Source organism: Streptomyces sp. NPDC058525, assembly GCF_042719495.1.
Lineage (GTDB): Bacteria > Actinomycetota > Actinomycetes > Streptomycetales > Streptomycetaceae > Streptomyces.
The window spans coordinates 1-18,290 of sequence record NZ_JBHXNP010000091.1; the positions used below are offsets into that span (position 1 = coordinate 1).

Genomic DNA, 18,290 nt, shown 5'->3' on the forward strand with positions numbered 1-18,290 from the left:
GGGCTGGATTGTGCCCGGCACTTGGCGGACGGGATCAGCCAAATCCAGCCCCGCCGGCGTTTGAGGCGCGGGCGCGGAGCGCCGTAAGGGGTCTGGGGCGGAGCCCCAGCAGCGGACCGGCGGCCGGAGCCCCGGCGGGTACCCCCGGTTGGGTGGCTCGGGCGGCGGCCGGGGAGGGGCCGTGTTCCGCTGGGCGGGATGGAGACCGCGCGACCCGACACGCCGCACACCGGTCAGGCCGCCCCCGCGAAGGGCCGCCTGACGTGGGTGGACTTCGCCGTGGCCGCAGCGGTGCTGGTGCTCTTCTACCTCGTGCTCCAGGTCGGCAAGGGCACCACCGTCAACTTCGACCCCGCCGACGTCCCCGACGTCGACACCGACCCCGCCCGCCTCCCGTACTACGCCGCCCGCAGCGTCCTGCGCATGTTCATCGCGCTGTTCGCCTCGGTCGTCTTCACCTTCGCGTACGCGTACGCCGCCGCCCGCAGCCGGCGTCTCGAACGGATCCTGATCCCGGCCCTGGACATCCTCCAGTCCGTCCCCGTCCTCGGCTTCCTCTCCGTCCTCGTGACGTTCTTCGTCGCCCTGTTCCCCGGCTCGCTGCTCGGCCTCGAATGCGCCGTCGTCTTCGCCATCTTCACCTCGCAGGCCTGGAACATGACCTTCGGGTTCTACGCGACCCTCACCTCGCTGCCCCGCGAACTCGACGAGGTCTCCCGCTCGTTCGGCTTCACCCGCTGGATGCGCTTCTGGCGCATCGAGGTCCCGGCCGGGGTCATCGACCTCGTCTGGAACGGCATGATGAGCTTCGCCGGCGGCTGGTTCATGCTCGTCGCCTCCGAGGCCGTCAGCGTCTCCGGCCACGACTACGCCGTCCCCGGACTGGGCAGCTACGCCGGCACGGCCATCGGCGAGGGGGACCTCGGCAAGGTCGGCTGGGTCATCCTCGCCATGACCGTCACCATCGTCACCGTCAACTTCCTCTTCTGGCGCCCCCTCACCGCCTGGGCCGAGAAGTTCAAGAACGAGCAGTCCGAGGCGAGCGACGTCCAGCGCAGCTACGTACTCGACTTCCTGCGCCGCTCCCAGTGGCCCGGCCTCCTCGGCCGGGCCACCGCCCCCGGCCGCGAGGCCACCGCCCGCGCCGCCCGCGTCCTCGGCCGCGACGACCGGGCCCTGGCCGTGGACCCCGTACGCCGCCGCACCGGCGACGTCGTCTTCGGCGTGCTGGCCGCCGCCGTGATCCTCTGGGGGCTCTACGACCTCCTGCGCTACCTCCAGGACACCACCGGCCTCGGCGTCTTCGGCGAACCGCTCTACCTCGGCCTGATCACCTTCCTGCGGGTCGTGGTCCTCGTCGTCGCCGCGACCGTCGTGTGGGTGCCCGTCGGCGTGTGGATCGGCTCCTCGCCCTCCCTCACCAAGACCGCCCAGCCCGTCGTGCAGGTCCTGGCAAGCTTCCCCGCCAACCTGCTCTTCCCCGTCGCCGTCTGGTTCTTCCTCAAGACGGGCCTCGACATCAACATCGGCTGCGTCCTGCTCATGGCGCTCGGCGCCCAGTGGTACATCCTCTTCAACGCCATCGCCGGGGCCATGGCCATCCCCTCCGACCTCAAGGAGGCCATGGACGACCTCGGCGTGCGCGGGATCCAGCGCTGGAAGCGGCTGATCCTCCCCGCTGTCTTCCCCGCGTACGTCACCGGCGGCATCACCGCCTCCGGCGGCGCCTGGAACGCCTCGATCGTCGGCGAGGTCGTCACCTTCGCCGGAACCACCCTGACCGCCACCGGCCTCGGCGCGTACATCTTCCACGCCACCGAGGACGGGAACTTCCCGAAGCTCATCGCCGGGATCGCCGTCATGAGCCTGTACGTCGTCGGGCTCAACCGGCTGTTCTGGCGGCCCCTGTACCGGCTCGCCGACCGCCGCTACTCGATGTGAGGAACCACCGTTGACCGAGACCGTGATCCTCAAGGCCGCCGCGCTCACCAAGTCCTACGCGGGCGCCGACGGCGAACTGCCCGTACTCGGCGGCATCGACCTGGAGATCCGCGAGGGAGAGATCGTCGCCCTCCTCGGCAAGTCGGGCAGCGGCAAGTCCACCCTGCTGCGCTGCCTGGCCGGCCTGATCCCCGCCAGCTCCGGCTCCGTCACCTACCGGGGCGAGGAGCTGCGCGGCGCCAACCCGGGCACGGCGATGGTCTTCCAGACCTTCGCCCTGATGCCGTGGCTGACCGTGCAGCAGAACGTGGAACTGGGCCTGGAGGCCAAGGGCGTGGACCGCGAGGAACGCGCCCGGCAGGCCACCCTGGCCATCGACCTGATCGGCCTGGACGGCTTCGAGTCGGCGTACCCCAAGGAGCTCAGCGGCGGGATGCGCCAGCGCGTCGGCTTCGCCCGGGCCCTCGTCGTCGACCCCGACGTGCTGATGATGGACGAGCCGTTCTCGGCGCTGGACGTGCTGACGGCGGAGAACCTGCGCGGCGAGCTGATGGAGCTGTGGGCCTCCGGCCGCTTCCCCGCCAAGGCGGTGGTGCTGGTCACCCACAACATCGAGGAGGCGGTGCTGATGGCCGACCGGGTCGTCGTCCTCGGCTCGCGGCCCTACGGCACCATCAAGGAGACCTTCGCCGTCGGCCTGGCCCGGCCCCGCGACCGGGACGCGGCCGAGTTCGAGGAGGTCGTGGACGCCGTGTACGCGGTGATGACCGGCCGCGCCGCGAAGACCCCGGCCGCCCCGCCGCCCGCCAAGCGGACCCCGGCCAACACCCCGCTGCCGGAGGCCAGCGTCGACGGCATGGCGGGCCTGGCCGAGATCGTCCTCCAGCGCGGCACCGGCCGCGAGGATCTTGCGGACCTGGCCGACGAGCTGGGCCTGGAGGTGGACGACGTACTGCCCCTGGTGGACGGGCTGGAGCTGCTGGGCCTGGCCGAGGTCCGCGATCTGCACCTGGTCCTGACCCCGCGCGGCACCGCCTTCGCGGGGGCCGACGTACAGGAGTCGAAGAAGCTCTTCGCGGAAGGCGCCCGCGAGGTCCCGCTGGTCCGCCTGATCGACACCACCCTGCGCCGCTCGCGCGGGGCACGGCAGCGGGCCGGCTTCTTCCGAGACCTGCTGTCGCACCACTACACGAGCGAACAGGTGGAGCAGCAGCTGGAGACGGCCACGGACTGGGGCCGCTACGGGGAGCTGTACGGCTACCACGCGGACGCCGGGGAATACCGGCTGGACGAGGAGGCCCGGCACCGGTCGTAGCCGCGGGCTAGTGGGTCGAGCGCCGTCGGCGGAACAGTCGTTTCGCGGCGAAGGTCAGGGCCAGGGCTCCCGCCAGGACGAGGGCTCCCTTGCCGAAGCTGCCCGTCGGCTCCGGCGAGGGGGCGGCCTCCGGCGGGGAGCCCGGCTTCGGCGGCGCCGGCGAGGCGGTCGCGGCGGCCAGCGGGACCGCGACGACGCGGCTGGTCCCGCCCTCCGACCCGAACATCAGCGCCGACCCGTCCGCCGCGTACGTCACCGACTCCGCCTGCCCCTGCCACGGCGCGTCCGCCCGCTCGCCCTCGCCCTCCGTCCGTCCGTCCTTCCAGGCGTACGTACGGGCCGTGAAGTAGCCCCGCAGGGCCAGCCGGCTCCCGTCGGGGGAGAAGGCCCCGTCCGTCACCCACGGCACGTCCGCGACCCGCCGGAACACGTTCGGCCCGCTCGCGGACAGGCGTTCCGGGCCCTCGTACAGCCCGCCCGTGCTCTCGTGCTTGCTCGCGATGTACACCCGCCCCGTCACCGGATGCACCATCAGCGCCTCCGCGTTCCGCGGCCCGTCCGCGTACTTCACGGTGAACTGCGCGGCCTTGACCGTGGCATCGCCCAGGACCTTCGGCTCGGGGAACCGGTAGATCCACACGTGGTCCCAGGTGCCGTCCTTGTTGTCCCCGATGTCACCGACGTACAGCTGCCCGTCCGGCCCCAGCGAGATCGCCTCGACGTCCCGCGGCCGCCCGATCCCCGTCAGCGTGATCCGCGCCACCGTCTTGCCGGTCGCCGAGTCCACCGCGTAGACGTACGGGCCGTCGTCGCTGTCGTTGTGCGTCCAGTACACGCCCGGGTGCAGCCGGCTCGCCGCCAGACCGCTCGACTCCTTGATCCGCGGATCGGAGATGGTGAACGAGGACGCCCCGGCACCCTCCGGCCCGGCCGCGAGAGCGGACGACGACGGCAGCAGGGCAAGTACCACGACGGCGGAGGCGGACGACAACGGCAGCAGGCGCATGCCCCCAGCCTGCCAGCCCGCTCCGGCGTGTCCGGCATCACAGGGGCTCGGGTCGGGTGATCCGCGATGATGACCGGATGCGTTTCATGTTCGTCGGCGACTCCATGACCATCGGACGCGCCGGCGACTACACCTGGCGCTACCGGATGTGGCAGCACCTGGGCTCCACCCCCGGCGGGCCGTACGCGATAGTCGGCCCGCGCAGCGAGCTGTACGACACCGCCGCCGACGCGCCCACCAGCCACGCCTACGCCGACCCCGGCTTCCCGCCGGACGCCCGCCGCCACCTGGCCGGCTGGGGCGAGGGCTGGCAGCACATGGCCCCCCTGATCGGGCCCGCCGCCCGCGCGGGCCGCGCCGACGTCCTGCTGGTCTCCCTCGGCCTGATCGACCTCGGCTTCTACACCCGCGCCGACGACACCGCCGCCAACGTCCGCCGGTTCGTCGCGGCCGCCCGCGAGGCCCGCCCCGGTATCCGGATGGTGCTGCTCCCGGTGATCCCGAACATCCGCGCCGAGGAGGACGCCCCCTTCGCGGCCGAGGTGACCCGCTTCAACGAGCTCCTGGCGAAAGCGGTGGCCGATCTGACCACCGCCGCCTCGCCGATCCTGCTGGGCGCGCGCCCGGAGGCGTACGACATCCACCGCGACACCTACGACGGCACCCACCCCAACGCCTCGGGGGAGCACCGCCTGGCGGGCGAGTTCGCGGCGGTCCTCCACCAGGCCTGGGGCATCGGCGGCCCCTACCGGCCGCGGGACTAGCCGGCTTCCGGATCCGTGCCCGGGTCGTTGCCCGCGGCCGGCTGCTGGGCCCGCCTGATCTCCCTCAGGTAGTCCAGGGCCTGCTTTCCGGAGACCTCGCCCAGGAGCCGGTCCTCGTGCAGCCCGCGGCGCGCTTCGTTGCGGGCGTTGACGAGCGCCTCGGCCCGCAGGACCAGCAGGACGGCGAACAGCAGGGCGACGGCCACCCACCAGGGTGCTTCGGCCACGACGCCCAGTACGGCCGTCAACAGGCCGCCGAGGGAGGCGAGAAGGCGTGCTGCGGTCATCGTTGAACTCCTCGAAGGACGGGCGGGCAGGGGGACTTCGGCGGATCCGCCAACAAGCGGGCCGAACCCGGCGGTTGGCCGTACAAGCGCCGCCCGGCTGGCCAAGATGGTGCTCCGGGCAGAGGCGGCGGCGGAGGCGGAGCACCCCGGCGACAGCGCCGGCGGCGACCCCCGCCGAGAACGTTTCTACGCCCGCCGCAAGCCCCTGACCAGGGGTTTCGGGCGACGGTGAACGGCGAACGCGAATGAACCGGCGACGAACGGGGAGAGCGAATGGCAGGAGCGGGGGGATTCCGTCCGAAGGGCCCGCAGCGCCCTGATCCGGAGGCGGCGGAACCGGAGTTGAGGTCGTGGGCGGCGCTCATGCTCCGCGTCCACGACGAGCTCTACCTGGAGCTGGCACCGGCAGACCGCCCCACGGTCAGGGCGCTGGCCGACGCGGCACACCTCAGCCCCGGCTACGTCTCGGAGGCGTTCTCCGGCAAGCGGCGCCCGGGCCTGACCGCGTTCCGCTCGATCGTCGGGGCGCTGGGCGGGGACCCCGGTGCGTGGGAACCGCGCTGGCACCGGGCGCAGGCCCGGCAGCAGCCGACCACGGAACCGGAGCCGCCACCGCTGCCCGGGGTCGCGGACGAAGGCCCAGGGAGCCCTGGAGCTCCCGGGAGCCTTGGCAGCCCTGGAGGCCCCGCAGGCCCTGGCAGCCCTGGAGGCCCCGGGAGTCCCGGAGGCCCTGGCAGCCCTGGAGGCCCCGGGAGTCCTGGAGGCCTTGGGGGCCCCGGAGGCCCTGGCAGCCCCGGAGGCCCCGGAGGCCCCGCAGGCCTTGGAGGCCCCGGGAGTCCCGGAGGGCCCGAGAGTCCTGGGAGTCCCGGGGGTCCCAGGGGTCCCGTAAGCCCCGGGCACCCGGTAAGCCCCGGGCACCCCCTAAGCCCCGGGCACCGGGTAAGTCCCGGGCACCCCGTAAGCACCGGGCATCCCCTAAGCCCCGGGCACCCCTCAAGCCCCTGGCAGCCCGCCGTCGGCGGCCCGGCGCAGTTCCGATCCGACCCCGGCGCCGCCCTGCGCCGCTACCCCCTCCGCCGCCTCGTGCGCGCCCTCCTCGCCTGGGTGACGGCCCTGTTCGCCTTCCCGGTGCGCGCCCGCAGGGACCGCCGCGCGGTCCGCATGCGGCGCCGGCTGATCAAGCAGGTCATGGGGCGGGTCGCCGAAGACCTCGGGCGCGCCGAGGCCCACCACTACCTGGAGCCCCGGTTCGTGATCCTCGAGGAGCCGCCGGAGCAGGACTCCGGGAGCAGGCGCCGCGGCCGCACGCAGCGGCGGGCCGAGCTCGTACCGGTGCCGACCGAGGTGAGCAGCGTCCGCGCGCTCTACGGGGCCATGGACGAGCTGGTGGTGCTGGGCAGGCCGGGCATGGGCAAGACCACGCAGCTCGCCCTGCTCGCCCACCGGCTGGCCGAGGAGGCGCTGGCCGGGGGCGACGGCACGGACCCGGCGTACATCCCGGTCTACCTGCGCCTCGACAGCTACCGCGGCGAGCCGATCGAGGAATGGCTGGCCACCGTGATGAGCAGGTTCCAGGGCGTCTCGCGCGTGCTTGTGCGCAGCTGGCTCGACGAGCACCTGCTGCTGCCGGTGCTGGACGGACTGGACGAGGTACCGGAGGCGGACCGGCCCAAGTGCGTCAGGGAGTTGCTGCGCCTGCGCGAGCTGTGCCCGGGCATGGCCGTCGGCTGCCGGACGGACGAGGGCGACCTGCGGCGCCTCGCCCGCGGCCTGCGGGCGCTGCGGTACGTGGAGATCCAGCCGCCGACCCGGCAGGACGTCCAGGCCTTCCTCAACGCCGACAAGGCGGCCCTCGCCGACGTGCACGCGGCGCTGGAGGAGAACCAGGACCTGTGGCCGCTGCTCCAGTCGCCGATGATGCTCCACGTCATCCGCGTCGCGTACGCCAACCGGCCGGCGGACGACCTGCGCCGCGGGGGCAGTACCGCCGACCGCCGCAGCCGGATCTTCGACGCCTACGTGAAGGAGTGCCTTCGGCGCGAGCGCCCGCGCCGGGACGACGCCCCGGAGCGGACGCTGACCTGGCTGACCTGGCTGGCCCGGACGCTCACCGCACGCGGTGAGCACGTCCTGTACCTGGACCGGCTGGACCTGAGCTGGCTGTCCCGCCGGGAGGGGATCCTGCCGAAGGTCGTCCCGACCGTCACCATGGCCGCCGGCTCCCTCGCCGTATCCGTGCTGTGGCTGGCGGCGGCTGACCGGGCCGGGGTGCTGCACACGAGCGTGCCGGGCGCCGTGGCCGTGGCCCTGGCCATGGTGTGCAACACCGCGGCGCAGGCCTTCCGGTCGGAGGAGCACTACCTGCGGACGCCGGAGCGCGCGGGCCGGGACGCGCGCGGGCAGCGCGGGGCCCTGTGGATCCCCATGCGGAACAACGTCACGACGATGGTGGTCATCCTGTTCTGCCTGCTGCTGACCGGCGTCGACCTGACGGGACCGGGGCCCGTCGTGGTGGTGCTCTCCTACCTGTGGGTGATGGCCGCCCAGATGGAAGGCGCCCTCACCGACGTGTTCTCCCCCGTGGAGCAGCTGCGGTGGACCTGGCGGCGGCGCGAGCGGGCGGTGTTCTCGCCGGGCGCGTTCCCCCTGAAGCGCCTTGCCCTGTCGGTCTTCGTGTGGCTCAGCGTCCAGACCCTGGTCGGCTACGTCGTCCACCTGCTCTGCCCGGACCCCGACTGGATCGCCCCGGCCGCGGCCTTCGCGCTGGGCGTCCTCTACCTCGCGGGCAACCAGTTCGAACCCTCGCTCCAGGACCGGCGCCCCCGGCCCAACGAGGGCGTCCGCCGCACGGTCCGCTTCTCCCTGGTCCACGGGTTCGCGGGACTCGCCCTGGCCGCCGTGCTCCTGACCGCGCTCATCGGGCTCGGCTCACCCGAACCGGACCTGCGCCGCGCCGGCTTCGTCGCGGCCCTGCTGGGGATGCTCTTCGCCGTGGTGCGGGGCTTCCGCTACGGCGGACTGGCCGTCGTACGCCACTGGACGATCCGCGCCGTCCTCGCCCACCGGGGGCGCACCCCCTACCGCTACCGGCGGTTCCTGTACTCCGCCGAGCAGCGCATCCTGCTCTTCCGTACGGACAGCGGGTTCTTCTTCCCGCACCGCCTGATCCAACTGCACCTGGACACCACCGCCGAGGACCTGCTGCCCCGCGTCACGCCCCTGCCGTGAGAGGGCCGCCGCTCCGGATCGGGGGCGGCGGCCGGGGTACTACTCGATCACCAGGCGAAGGCCTCGGGGGACGGACCCGGGCCGGGGAAGATCTCGTCCAGGCCGGCCAGGACCTCCTCGCCCAGCTCCAGCTCCAGCGCGCGCAGGGCACTGGCGAGCTGCTCGGCGGTGCGCGGGCCGACGATGGGGCCCGTCACCCCCGGCCGGGTCAGCAGCCAGGCCAGCGCCGTCTCGCCGGGTTCCAGGCCGTGCTTGTCGAGGAGGTCCTCGTACGCCTGCACCTGCGCCCGTACCGCGGTGTTGGCCAGTGCGTCCGCCGACCGTCCGGAAGCCCGGCGCCCGCCGTCGACCTCCTTCTTGATGACCCCGCCCAGCAGGCCGCCGTGCAGCGGGGACCACGGGATGACCCCGAGCCCGTACTCCTGCGCGGCCGGGATGACCTCCATCTCGGCGCGCCGCTCGGCGAGGTTGTAGAGGCACTGCTCGCTGACCAGCCCGACCGAGCCGCGCCGGGCGGCGGTCTCGTTCGCCTGGGCGATCTTGTAGCCGGGGAAGTTCGACGACCCCGCGTACAGGATCTTGCCCTGCTGGATCAGTACGTCGACGGCCTGCCAGATCTCCTCGAAGGGGGTCCGGCGGTCGATGTGGTGGAACTGGTACAGGTCGATGTGGTCGGTCTGGAGCCGCTTCAGGCTCGCCTCGACGGCCCGCCGGATGTTCAGCGCCGACAGCCGGTCGTGGTTGGGCCACGGGTCGCCGTCGCCGGCCATGTTCCCGTACACCTTGGTGGCGAGGACGGTCTTGTCCCGGCGGCCGCCGCCCTGGGCGAACCAGGTGCCGATGATCTCCTCGGTGCGGCCCTTGTTCTCACCCCAGCCGTAGACGTTGGCGGTGTCGACGAAGTTCAGGCCTGCGGCGAGGGCGTCGTCCAGGATGCGGTGGCTGGTGGGTTCGTCTGTCTGCGGACCGAAGTTCATCGTGCCGAGAACGAGTCGGCTGACCTTGAGTCCGGTGCGTCCGAGCTGCGTGTACTTCATGAGCCCCAAGCCAACTGCTTCGAGTCCACTCGAAGCAAGGGCGCGCTACTGCCCCACGGCGGCCGCGACGGCGACGACGACGAACATCAGCACGAGCACACCGGCCATGACACGGTTTCTGGTCTTGGGATCCACCCGTCGAGCCTAACGCGGCCGCAGCCCCGTCCCGTACGCGCACTCCCCGTTCCCCGGCCCGGTCACAGCCCGCGCAGCTCCAGCGTGCAGCACTTGACGCTGCCGCCCGCCTTGAGCAGCTCGGACAGGTCGACCCCGATCGGCTCGAAGCCGCGGGCGCTGAGCTGGGCCTTCAGGCCGGCGGCGGCCTCCGGCAGCAGGACGTGGCGGCCGTCGGAGAAGGCGTTGAGCCCGAAGACGGCGGCGTCCTCGGCGGTGGCGAGGATCGCATCGGGAAACAGGGTGCGCAGCACGGACCGGCTCCCCTCGGAGAACGCGGCCGGGTAGTACATGACCTCCTCGTCCGAGAGCACGGCGAGCGCGGTCCCGTCGCCGCCGTCAGCCCTCCAGCGGCCAGGCCCCGACGGTCTCGTAGCGCGGCTGCTCGCCGGGAACCCCGCCGACCGGCAGGTTGCTGCGCACGAGGCTCAGGGTGCCAGCCCGCCACGGCGTGCCCTCGAAGTCCGCGAGGGCGTCGAGGTAGGGCCGCAGGGGGGCGCCTTCGCGGGACCGGGCGAGGGTGAGGTGCGGGGTGTAGCGGCGGTGCTGCTCCATGGGCACCCCGGCCCGCCGGGCGGCGGCGTCGGCCCGCTCCGCGAGCAGCCGCATCCCGTCGAGGTCCCCGGCCGCGCCGATCCACAGCGCACGCTCGCCGAAGTGGCCGGAGCCGTGCAGGCGCAGGGAGAACGGCGCGGTCCGGTGCGCGGCCCTGGCCAGGCGGGCGTGCAGGTCGGGGAGCACCTGGTCGCGTACCTCGCCCATGAAGGCCAGCGTGAAGTGCCAGCCGGCTTCGCCGGTCCAGGTCAACCGGTCGTCGCGGACGCCGCGCACGGCCGCGGCCAGCTCGGCCGTGGCCGCGGCGGGCGGCAGCACGGCTGCGAACAGTCTCATGCCGCGGAGCCTAGCGCCCCAGCCCGACCCAGGCTCCGCCGTCGGGGGCTCCGCCCCCGCACCCCCGCGCCTCAAACGCCGGCGAGGCTGGATGTACCCCCTGCCGTCTACGAGCAGCTGCCATATCCAGCCCCGCCGCGTTTGAGGCGCGGGGTCTGGGGCGGAGCCCCAGGAGGCCGGGCCGCACCCGTCGGGCGACCCCGGTCGGAGGGTCAGGCCGCTGTTACCAGGTCCGGCTCGCGTGCCGCCGGGACGAACGCCACTCCGTGGCGGTTGACGCGGAGCCGGAGGTTCCCGACACGGGCCAGGACCACCGCGACGGCGACGGACGCCAGCAGCGAGATCACCCCGCCCGACGCCATCCCGATCCGCGCCCCGTAGGTGTCCGTGATCCAGCCCAGCAGCGGCGCCCCCAGCGGGGTGCCGCCGGTGAAGACCATCATGAACAGGGCCATGACCCGCCCCCGCATCTCGGGGTCGGTGGCCATCTGCACGCTGGAGTTCGCCGTCACGTTGACCGTCAGCCCGAAGATCCCGATCGGCACGAGCAGCGCCGCGAACAGCCAGAAGCCCGGCGCGAAGGCGGTCACGGTCAGCAGCACCGAGAACAGCACGGCCGCCGCCACCAGCAGCCGTAGCCGGGAGTGCCCCCGCCGCGCGGCGAGCAGGGCGCCCGCGAGGGAGCCGGCCGCGATCAGGGTGTTGAAGAGCCCGTACGTGCCCGCGTCCCCGTGGAACACGTTGCTCACGTACGCCGACAGCCAGATCGGGAAGTTGAACCCGAAGGTGCCGATGAAGCCGACGAGGACGATCGGCCAGACCAGCTCCGGACGCCCGGCGACGTACCGCAGGCCTTCGCGCAGCTGCCCCTTGGCGCGGGGCCGCGGCTCGACCGGGTGCAGCTCGTGCGTGCGCATCATCAGCAGGCCGGCGATGGGCGCGGCGAAGGACAGTCCGTTCAGCAGGAAGGCCCAGCCGGAGCCGAACGCGGTGATCAGCACACCGGCGATGGCCGGGCCGATCAGCCGCGCGGACTGGAAGTTGGCCGAATTCAGACTGACGGCGTTGGCGACCTGGTCCTTGCCGACCATCTCGGGCACGAAGGTCTGCCGGGCCGGGTTGTCGACGACGGTGACCAGGCCGAGGACGAAGGCGGCGAGGTAGACGTGCCAGACCTGGACGTGTCCGGCCAGGGTGAGCGCGGCCAGCGCGATGCCGGTGAGGCCCATCGCGCTCTGGGTGGTGAGGAGCAGCGGCCGCTTGGGCAGCCGGTCGGCGAGTACGCCTCCGTAGAGCCCGAACATCAGCATCGGCAGGAACTGCAGGGCGATGGTGATGCCGACGGCGGAGGCCGAGCCGGTCAGGGAGAGGACCAGCCAGTCCTGGGCGATGCGCTGCATCCAGGTGCCGGTGTTCGAGACGACCTGACCGGTCGCGAAGAGCCGGTAGTTCCGGATCTTCAGCGAGCTGAACATGGAGTTCTTGCCCGCGAGGGGGGTGTCGGGGGTGGATATGTCGCCGGGTGCGGAGTCTGCTCCGTTTCCCGTACTCAAAAGCCTTCGCCTCCTGGCGTCGTTCCTACAGGTGCGCGAGCTTCTCCAGGACGGGCGCGGCTTCGCGCAGCTTGGCCCATTCGTCCTCGGTCAGCTCGGCCGCGAGCCCGGCCAGGAAGGCGTTGCGCTTGCGGCGGCTCTCTTCGAGCATTGCTTCGGCCTCCTCCGTCTGGCGGACCACCTTCTGGCGGCGGTCGTCGGGGTGCGGTTCCAGCGTGACCAGGCCCTTGGCCTCCAGCAACGCGACGATGCGCGTCATGGAGGGCGGCTGGACGTGTTCCCGCCGGGCCAGCTCGCCGGGTGTGGCCTGGCCGCAGCGGGCGAGGGTGCCGAGGACCGACATCTCGGTCGGGCTCAGCGATTCGTCGACGCGCTGGTGTTTCAGGCGCCGGCCCAGCCGCATGACGGCGGAGCGGAGGTCGTTCACGGCGGCCGCGTCGTCGCCATGGGTAAGGTCACGCATGTATTTAGAGTAACTCATTACTCTATCTAAAGAAACCACTGATCAGCCGTCACTCGTACGGGTGAGCCGGCGGCGGAAAGTGACACGCGTCCGTACCCGCTGCCCCGACTCTTTCGGCATGGGGACACATGTGCTGAGCATGCGCATAGACGGGGAGCTCCTCGACAGGCTCCGGACTCATGCCGCCAAACGCGGAATGAGCGTCCAGGACTATGTGGTCCGGACGCTCATCCGCGATGACTTCGACGAACGCTTCAAGGCGGCCGTCGACGAGACAGAGAAGTTCTACGGGCTGACCTGAGCCCGTGCGCGACCCTCGCGCGAGCTCTACGTGAGGCCGAGGGCGGGCATCGCGTAGTAGAAGACGAACACCGCCGACACGACGTACATGGCCACCGGGACCTCACGGCCCCGGCCGGTCGCCGCCCGCAGCGCGCAGAAGCTCACGAAGCCGATGCCGATGCCGTTGGTGATCGAGTACGTGAAGGGCATCATCACCATGGCCAGGAAGGCCGGGACGGCGATGGTGAAGTCGCTCCAGTCGATGTCCTTCACCGAGCCCGCCAGGATCAGGAAGCCGACCGCGACCAGGGCGGGGGTGGCCGCCTGGGACGGGACCATCGTGGCGAGCGGGGTCAGGAACAGGGCCACGGTGAACAGGCCGCCGGTCACGACGTTCGCGAAGCCGGTACGGGCGCCCTCGCCGACCCCGGCCGTGGACTCCACGAAGCAGGTGGTGGCCGAGGAAGAGGTCGCGCCGCCCGAGGCGACGGCCAGGCCGTCGATCAGCAGCACCCGGTTGATCCCGGGGAAGTTGCCGTTCTTGTCGATCAGCTTCGCCTCGTCGCCGACGCCGAGGATCGTGCCCATGGCGTCGAAGAAGCACGACAGCAGCACGGTGAAGACGAACAGGACGCCGGTCAGCATCCCGACCTTCTCGAAGCCGCCGAACAGGCTCACCTGGCCGACGAGCCCGAAGTCGGGCGCGGCCACCGGATTGCCCGGCCACTCGGGGACGGTCAGGCCCCAGGCCTCGTCCGGCAGGCCGGCGACGAGCTGGACGGCGAGGGCGACGACCGTCATCACGACGATGGAGATCAGGATCGCGCCCGGCGTCTTGCGGATCAGCAGGGCCAGGGTGAGCAGCACGCCGATGACGAAGATCAGTACGGGCCAGCCGTGCAGGTGGCCGCCCGTGCCGAGCTGGAGCGGGACGGTGGTGTGCGCGGCGTCGGGGATGCGGGTGACGAAGCCCGAGTCGACCAGGCCGATCAGCATGATGAACAGGCCGATGCCGATGGCGATGCCCTTGCGCAGGCCCAGCGGGACGGCGTTCATGACGCGCTCGCGCAGGCCGGTGGCGACCAGCAGCATCACCACGAAGCCCGCCAGCACCACCATGCCCATGGCGTCGGCCCAGCTCATGCGCGGGGCGAGCTGGAGGGCGACGACCGTGTTGACGCCGAGGCCGGCGGCGAGCGCGATCGGGACGTTGCCGATGACGCCCATGAGGAGCGTGGAGAACGCGGCCGTCAGGACGGTGGCGGTGACGAGCTGGCCGCCGTCGAGCTGGTGCCCGTACATGTCCTTCGCGCTGCCCAGGATGATCGGGTTCAGCACGATGATGTAGGCCATCGCGAAGAAGGTGGCGAAGCCGCCGCGGACCTCGCGGCCGATGGTCGAGCCGCGCTCGGAGATGCGGAAGTGGCGGTCGAGGACCGAGGTCTCCCGAGGGCCGGGTTCCGGGGCGCTGGCCGCGGTGGCGGGGGCCGGGGCAGGGGTGCTCATACGGTCCTCATTGGGTGGTTCATACGAAGAAAATGGGCCACGCCCAAACCGTTTCAGTATGAACACATGAATAAAGGAGCGTCCATCTCCGCGCGTAGACCCCGGTGTACCCCCACTCGTTGAAAGCCGCAGCCGCCACCCGCCTAGACTTGCCGCATGGCGAAATGGACTCCGAAGCACGAGGCGCCCGAGCCCCTTGAGGGTCCGGTCGTCGCCACCATCACCGGCGGCACGATCCTCTGGTTCGTCCTCTTCGTCGTCCAGCTCCCCTTCTACGGGTGGTTCTCCGACCGCGACCTGCTGTGGTGGGTCTGGACCTGCGCGGCCGGCGGCTTCCTCGGCCTGATCGGCATCTGGTACGTCCGCGGCCGCGACGCCGCCCTCAAGCGCCACGCGGCCGCCGCTGCCGCTGCCGCCCCGGCCGCAGACGCCGCAGACACCGGGCACGCCGCAGACGCCGGGCACTCCGGCCCGGCCGGCCCGGATCAGCAGGCCGGCCGGGCCTGAGCCACCGGCTCCAGCCGCAGCCGCCGCGGAGCCGTACGCAGATGGGCCGACAGGTCCGGCAGCGGCCCGGCCTCCCCGGCCGTGAACCACACCAGCACCTCCTCGCCCGTACGCACCGGCAGCGCCGGGAAGGTGTTCTCCGCGTGCTCGGTGCGGTGCACCGCCAGGGGCGCGGACCCGATGGCGGTGAGCGCCGGCCGCAGCCGCCGCTCGAAGTGGCCGGCGAAGGCCTCCGCGTCCAGCGGGTGGCAGACGGTCGCGAAGACCGGCCCGGCGGTGTCCGGGGCGTCTGAGGCGTCCGCGGCGTCCGCGTCTGAGGCGTCTGAGGCGGGGAAGCCCGGACCGCGCAGCAGCAGGACGTCGTCCGAATCCAGCATGGTCGCGTTGGCCGCCTCCCGGTGGGCCCGCCAGACGGGCCCGTCGTAGAAGGCGCGGAGCGCCCGCTCGCGCGCCGCCATGTCCGGGAAGCCGCGCAGCCAGACGAAGCGGTCCGGATCGTCCAGGTCCCGGAAGCGGCCGCCCACGGTGATGCCGGCCGCCTCCTGCCCGGTGACGAACTCCCGCTCGAAGAGTTCGATCAGCGTGTCGCGGGCGCCGGGCCGCAGGGTGTACTGCCGTAGTTCGACGATGAGGTCCATGGCCCGGAGGGTAGGACCGGTCCACTGACACCCCCCGTCAGCGAAAACCCCGGCCCGGCGGGTCACACAAGGGTGCACAGGGTGCACCAGGGGGGGACCAGGGGAGGATTGGGGTCATCCCGAAGTCGGATCTTCGGACTTCTCGGCGGGTGAAGCGTTCGAACCGCCCTTACCGTCGGAAGCATGACGCAGCGGGCGAAGATCGATCAGGACGGGCCGGAGCCGGCCGGCGGCGCCATCGACGCGGGGGCCGAGCTGGACCCCGTACACCCGATGCGGCCGCCCGCCCCCCGGTTCAAGGCCGGCGGCCTGACCACCGCCGAGGTGGCCGAACGCGTGGCGCGCGGCGACGTCAACGACGTCCCCGTCCGCAGCAGCCGCTCCACCGTCGACATCGTCCGCGCCAACGTCTTCACTCGGTTCAACGCGATCATCGGCGTGCTCTGGGTGATCATGCTGATCGTCGCGCCGATCCAGGACAGCCTCTTCGGCTTCGTGATCATCGCGAACACCGGCATCGGCATCATCCAGGAACTGCGCGCCAAGAAGACCCTCGACAGCCTCGCCGTCATCGGCGAGGCCAAACCCAGCGTCCGCCGCGACGGCCGCACCGCCGAGATCTCCACCTCCGAGATCGTCCTCGGCGACGTCATCGAACTCGGACCCGGCGACAAGGTCGTCGTCGACGGAGCCGTCGGCGAGGCCGACGGCCTGGAGATCGACGAGTCCCTCCTCACCGGCGAGGCCGACCCCGTCCTGAAGAAGCCCGGCGACCCGGTCATGTCCGGCTCCTTCGTCGTCGCCGGCGGCGGCGCCTTCACCGCCACCAAGGTCGGCCGCGAGGCCTACGCCGCCCAGTTGGCCGAAGAAGCCTCCCGCTTCACCCTCGTCCACTCCGAGCTGCGCTCCGGCATCTCCACCATCCTCAAGTACGTCACCTGGATGATGATCCCGACCTCCATCGGCCTGATCATCAGCCAGCTGCTCGTCAAGGAGAACAACCTCAAGGACTCCATCGCCCGCACCGTCGGCGGCATCGTCCCGATGATCCCCGAGGGCCTCGTCCTGCTCACCTCCGTGGCCTTCGCGATCGGCGTCATCCGCCTCGGCCGCAAGCAGTGCCTGGTCCAGGAGCTGCCCGCCATCGAGGGCCTCGCCCGCGTCGACGTGGTCTGCCTCGACAAGACCGGCACGCTCACCGAGGGCGGCATGGACGTCACCGAGCTCCGCCCGCTCGGCGGCGCGGACCCCTCGTACGTCAAGAAGGTGCTCGGCGCCCTCGGCGAGTCCGACCCGCGCCCCAACGCCAGCCTCCAGGCGATCATCGACGCCTACCCCGACAGCGCGGAATGGCGCTGCACCGAGTCCCTCCCCTTCTCCTCCGCCCGCAAGTACAGCGGCGCCAGCTTCAGCGAGGGCGACGGCGAGAACAACACCTGGCTGCTCGGCGCCCCCGACGTCCTGCTCCCCACCGGGGACCCCGCCCTCGAGGAGATCAACGACCTCAACGAACAGGGCCTGCGCGTCCTCCTGCTGGCCCGCTCCGCCCGCGAACTCGACGACGAGGCCGTGGCCACCGGGGTCCGCCCGACCGCCCTCGTCGTCCTCGAACAGCGGCTGCGCCCCGACGCCGCCGACACGCTGCGCTACTTCGAGGACCAGGACGTCAAGGCGAAGGTCATCTCCGGCGACAACGCCGTCTCCGTCGGCGCGGTCGCCGGCAAGCTGGGCCTGCCGGGCGCCGAGAACACCGTCGACGCCCGCAAGCTCCCCACCGAACAGTCCGGCATGGCGCAGGCCCTCGACGCCAACTCCGTCTTCGGACGCGTGACCCCGCAGCAGAAGCGGGACATGGTCGGGGCCCTCCAGTCCAGGGGCCACACGGTCGCCATGACGGGCGACGGCGTCAACGACGTGCTCGCCCTCAAGGACGCCGACATCGGCGTCTCGATGGGCTCCGGCTCAGAGGCCACCCGGGCCGTGGCCCAGATCGTCCTCCTCAACAACAGCTTCGCGACCCTCCCCTCGGTGGTCGCCGAGGGCCGCCGGGTCATCGGCAACATCACCCGCGTCGCGACGCTCTTCCTCACGAAGACGGTCTACTCGGTCCTCCTCGCGATCCTGGTCGTCTGCTCCCAGGTCGAGTACCCGTTCCTGCCCCGCCACCTGACCCTGCTGTCCACCCTCACCATCGGCATCCCGGCCTTCTTCCTGGCCCTCGCCCTGAACAAGGAACGCGCGAAGCCGCACTTCGTGAAACGGGTCATGCGCTACGCCATCCCCGGCGGCGTCATCGCGGCGACGGCCACCTTCGCCACGTACCTGATCGCCCGCGCCCACTACGCCGGCCCCGACGCCCTCAAGTCCGAGACCAGCGCGGCCACCCTGACCCTCTTCCTCACCTCGATGTGGGTCCTCGCGATCATCGCCCGCCCGTACACGTGGTGGCGGGTCGGCCTGGTCGGCGCCATGGGCGGCGCCTTCCTGATCGTCCTGGTCGTCCCCTGGCTCCAGGACTTCTTCCAGCTCAAACTCCAGGGCGTGACGATGCCCTGGATCGCGGTCGCCATCGCGGCGGCCGCCGCGACCCTGATCGAGTTCACGTTCCGGTGGGTGGACCGCAAGTTCCCGGCGTAGCCCGCCCCACCTCCGTCGCACATGTGCGCGAGACGTCGCGAGTGTTGGTGAATGTGTGCGT

16 protein-coding genes and 1 pseudogene are annotated in these 18,290 nt (G+C 71.9%); 8 read left to right on the plus strand and 9 right to left on the minus strand.

The features are described 5' to 3' along the window. Nucleotides 1-198: 198 nt before the first annotated feature. Both ACFWP3_RS32085 and ACFWP3_RS32090 read left to right on the plus strand, forming a co-directional pair. Complete coding sequence (locus ACFWP3_RS32085; protein ID WP_384228055.1) at nt 199-1,941, plus strand: ABC transporter permease; 1,743 nt, start codon at nt 199-201, stop codon at nt 1,939-1,941. A 10-nt stretch (nt 1,942-1,951) separates the two neighbouring features. After that, entirely contained in the window at nt 1,952-3,256 is a 1,305-nt protein-coding gene (locus ACFWP3_RS32090) for a nitrate/sulfonate/bicarbonate ABC transporter ATP-binding protein (protein ID WP_384228057.1), read from the plus strand. 7 nt (nt 3,257-3,263) lie between these two features. Here the strand turns inward: ACFWP3_RS32090 and ACFWP3_RS32095 are convergent, their stop codons facing one another. Next, complete coding sequence (locus ACFWP3_RS32095) at nt 3,264-4,262, minus strand: WD40 repeat domain-containing protein (RefSeq protein WP_384228059.1); 999 nt, start codon at nt 4,260-4,262, stop codon at nt 3,264-3,266. A 77-nt stretch (nt 4,263-4,339) separates the two neighbouring features. Between ACFWP3_RS32095 and ACFWP3_RS32100 the strand changes: the two genes are divergently transcribed. Further along, nucleotides 4,340-5,026, plus strand: coding sequence for a GDSL-type esterase/lipase family protein (locus tag ACFWP3_RS32100; RefSeq protein WP_384228061.1), 687 nt, complete (start codon nt 4,340-4,342; stop codon nt 5,024-5,026). On the opposite strand, the gene ACFWP3_RS32105 is transcribed toward ACFWP3_RS32100, so the two are convergent. After that, on the minus strand, nt 5,023-5,313 hold the full coding sequence (locus tag ACFWP3_RS32105) for a hypothetical protein (RefSeq protein ID WP_384228063.1): 291 nt from the start codon (nt 5,311-5,313) through the stop codon (nt 5,023-5,025). The two genes, ACFWP3_RS32100 and ACFWP3_RS32105, sit on opposite strands and share 4 nt — an antisense overlap. Before the next feature lie 667 nt (nt 5,314-5,980). Here ACFWP3_RS32105 and ACFWP3_RS32110 point away from each other — a divergent pair. After that, nucleotides 5,981-6,202, plus strand: a complete 222-nt coding sequence (locus ACFWP3_RS32110; protein ID WP_384228065.1) for a hypothetical protein — start codon at nt 5,981-5,983, stop codon at nt 6,200-6,202. A gap of 194 nt (nt 6,203-6,396) precedes the next feature. After that, nucleotides 6,397-8,541 carry an NACHT domain-containing protein gene (locus ACFWP3_RS32115; RefSeq protein ID WP_384228067.1) on the plus strand — a complete coding sequence of 715 codons (2,145 nt, stop codon included), beginning with the start codon at nt 6,397-6,399 and terminating at the stop codon, nt 8,539-8,541. A 47-nt stretch (nt 8,542-8,588) separates the two neighbouring features. Here ACFWP3_RS32115 and ACFWP3_RS32120 read toward each other — a convergent pair whose 3' ends face one another. The 5 genes and pseudogenes from ACFWP3_RS32120 to ACFWP3_RS32140 all read right to left on the minus strand — a co-directional run bounded on the left by ACFWP3_RS32120 (nt 8,589) and on the right by ACFWP3_RS32140 (nt 12,659). Beyond that, nucleotides 8,589-9,578, minus strand: coding sequence for an aldo/keto reductase (locus ACFWP3_RS32120; protein ID WP_384228069.1), 990 nt, complete (start codon nt 9,576-9,578; stop codon nt 8,589-8,591). A 197-nt stretch (nt 9,579-9,775) separates the two neighbouring features. Continuing rightward, nucleotides 9,776-10,078 (minus strand): annotated as a pseudogene (locus ACFWP3_RS32125) (amidinotransferase); the annotation flags it as partial. Between the two features lie 13 nt (nt 10,079-10,091). Next, the gene (thpR, locus tag ACFWP3_RS32130; protein WP_384228071.1) at nt 10,092-10,643 is read right to left on the minus strand and encodes an RNA 2',3'-cyclic phosphodiesterase; all 552 of its coding nucleotides are present in this window, start codon (nt 10,641-10,643) and stop codon (nt 10,092-10,094) included. A 212-nt stretch (nt 10,644-10,855) separates the two neighbouring features. Further along, the gene (locus ACFWP3_RS32135; RefSeq protein ID WP_384228073.1) at nt 10,856-12,196 is read right to left on the minus strand and encodes an MFS transporter; all 1,341 of its coding nucleotides are present in this window, start codon (nt 12,194-12,196) and stop codon (nt 10,856-10,858) included. 25 nt (nt 12,197-12,221) lie between these two features. Then, nucleotides 12,222-12,659, minus strand: coding sequence for a MarR family transcriptional regulator (locus ACFWP3_RS32140; RefSeq protein ID WP_362303244.1), 438 nt, complete (start codon nt 12,657-12,659; stop codon nt 12,222-12,224). Nucleotides 12,660-12,777: 118 nt separating this feature from the next. Here ACFWP3_RS32140 and ACFWP3_RS32145 point away from each other — a divergent pair, with 118 nt between their 5' ends. Then, complete coding sequence (locus ACFWP3_RS32145; protein ID WP_030156886.1) at nt 12,778-12,960, plus strand: hypothetical protein; 183 nt, start codon at nt 12,778-12,780, stop codon at nt 12,958-12,960. A 26-nt stretch (nt 12,961-12,986) separates the two neighbouring features. Here ACFWP3_RS32145 and ACFWP3_RS32150 read toward each other — a convergent pair whose 3' ends face one another. Next, a complete protein-coding gene (locus ACFWP3_RS32150; RefSeq protein ID WP_384228076.1) occupies nt 12,987-14,447 on the minus strand; it encodes an NCS2 family permease in 1,461 nt (486 codons plus the stop codon). A gap of 156 nt (nt 14,448-14,603) precedes the next feature. Between ACFWP3_RS32150 and ACFWP3_RS32155 the strand changes: the two genes are divergently transcribed. After that, nucleotides 14,604-14,954, plus strand: coding sequence for a DUF2530 domain-containing protein (locus ACFWP3_RS32155; RefSeq protein WP_384228078.1), 351 nt, complete (start codon nt 14,604-14,606; stop codon nt 14,952-14,954). On the opposite strand, the gene ACFWP3_RS32160 is transcribed toward ACFWP3_RS32155, so the two are convergent. Further along, nucleotides 14,933-15,592, minus strand: a complete 660-nt coding sequence (locus tag ACFWP3_RS32160; protein WP_384228080.1) for an NIPSNAP family protein — start codon at nt 15,590-15,592, stop codon at nt 14,933-14,935. The genes ACFWP3_RS32155 and ACFWP3_RS32160 overlap by 22 nt on opposite strands. Before the next feature lie 183 nt (nt 15,593-15,775). On the opposite strand from ACFWP3_RS32160, the gene ACFWP3_RS32165 reads away from it, so the two are divergent. After that, nucleotides 15,776-18,229: an HAD-IC family P-type ATPase gene (locus tag ACFWP3_RS32165; protein ID WP_384228082.1), complete on the plus strand. Its 2,454-nt coding sequence runs from the start codon at nt 15,776-15,778 to the stop codon at nt 18,227-18,229. Nucleotides 18,230-18,290: the final 61 nt, after the last annotated feature.

Excerpts from the sequence above, each read along its gene's own strand:
- ACFWP3_RS32100 (WP_384228061.1), top strand. The coding sequence starts at position 4,340 with ATGCGTTTCATGTTCGTCGGCGACTCCATGACCATCGGACGCGCCGGC.
- ACFWP3_RS32150 (WP_384228076.1), bottom strand. The coding sequence starts at position 14,447 with ATGAGCACCCCTGCCCCGGCCCCCGCCACCGCGGCCAGCGCCCCGGAA.
- ACFWP3_RS32095 (WP_384228059.1), bottom strand. The coding sequence starts at position 4,262 with ATGCGCCTGCTGCCGTTGTCGTCCGCCTCCGCCGTCGTGGTACTTGCC.
- ACFWP3_RS32140 (WP_362303244.1), bottom strand. The coding sequence starts at position 12,659 with ATGCGTGACCTTACCCATGGCGACGACGCGGCCGCCGTGAACGACCTC.
- ACFWP3_RS32160 (WP_384228080.1), bottom strand. The coding sequence starts at position 15,592 with ATGGACCTCATCGTCGAACTACGGCAGTACACCCTGCGGCCCGGCGCC.
- ACFWP3_RS32155 (WP_384228078.1), top strand. The coding sequence starts at position 14,604 with ATGGCGAAATGGACTCCGAAGCACGAGGCGCCCGAGCCCCTTGAGGGT.
- thpR (WP_384228071.1), bottom strand. The coding sequence starts at position 10,643 with ATGAGACTGTTCGCAGCCGTGCTGCCGCCCGCCGCGGCCACGGCCGAG.
- ACFWP3_RS32085 (WP_384228055.1), top strand. The coding sequence starts at position 199 with ATGGAGACCGCGCGACCCGACACGCCGCACACCGGTCAGGCCGCCCCC.
- ACFWP3_RS32120 (WP_384228069.1), bottom strand. The coding sequence starts at position 9,578 with ATGAAGTACACGCAGCTCGGACGCACCGGACTCAAGGTCAGCCGACTC.
- ACFWP3_RS32105 (WP_384228063.1), bottom strand. The coding sequence starts at position 5,313 with ATGACCGCAGCACGCCTTCTCGCCTCCCTCGGCGGCCTGTTGACGGCC.
- ACFWP3_RS32165 (WP_384228082.1), top strand. The coding sequence starts at position 15,776 with ATGACGCAGCGGGCGAAGATCGATCAGGACGGGCCGGAGCCGGCCGGC.
- ACFWP3_RS32145 (WP_030156886.1), top strand. The coding sequence starts at position 12,778 with ATGGGGACACATGTGCTGAGCATGCGCATAGACGGGGAGCTCCTCGAC.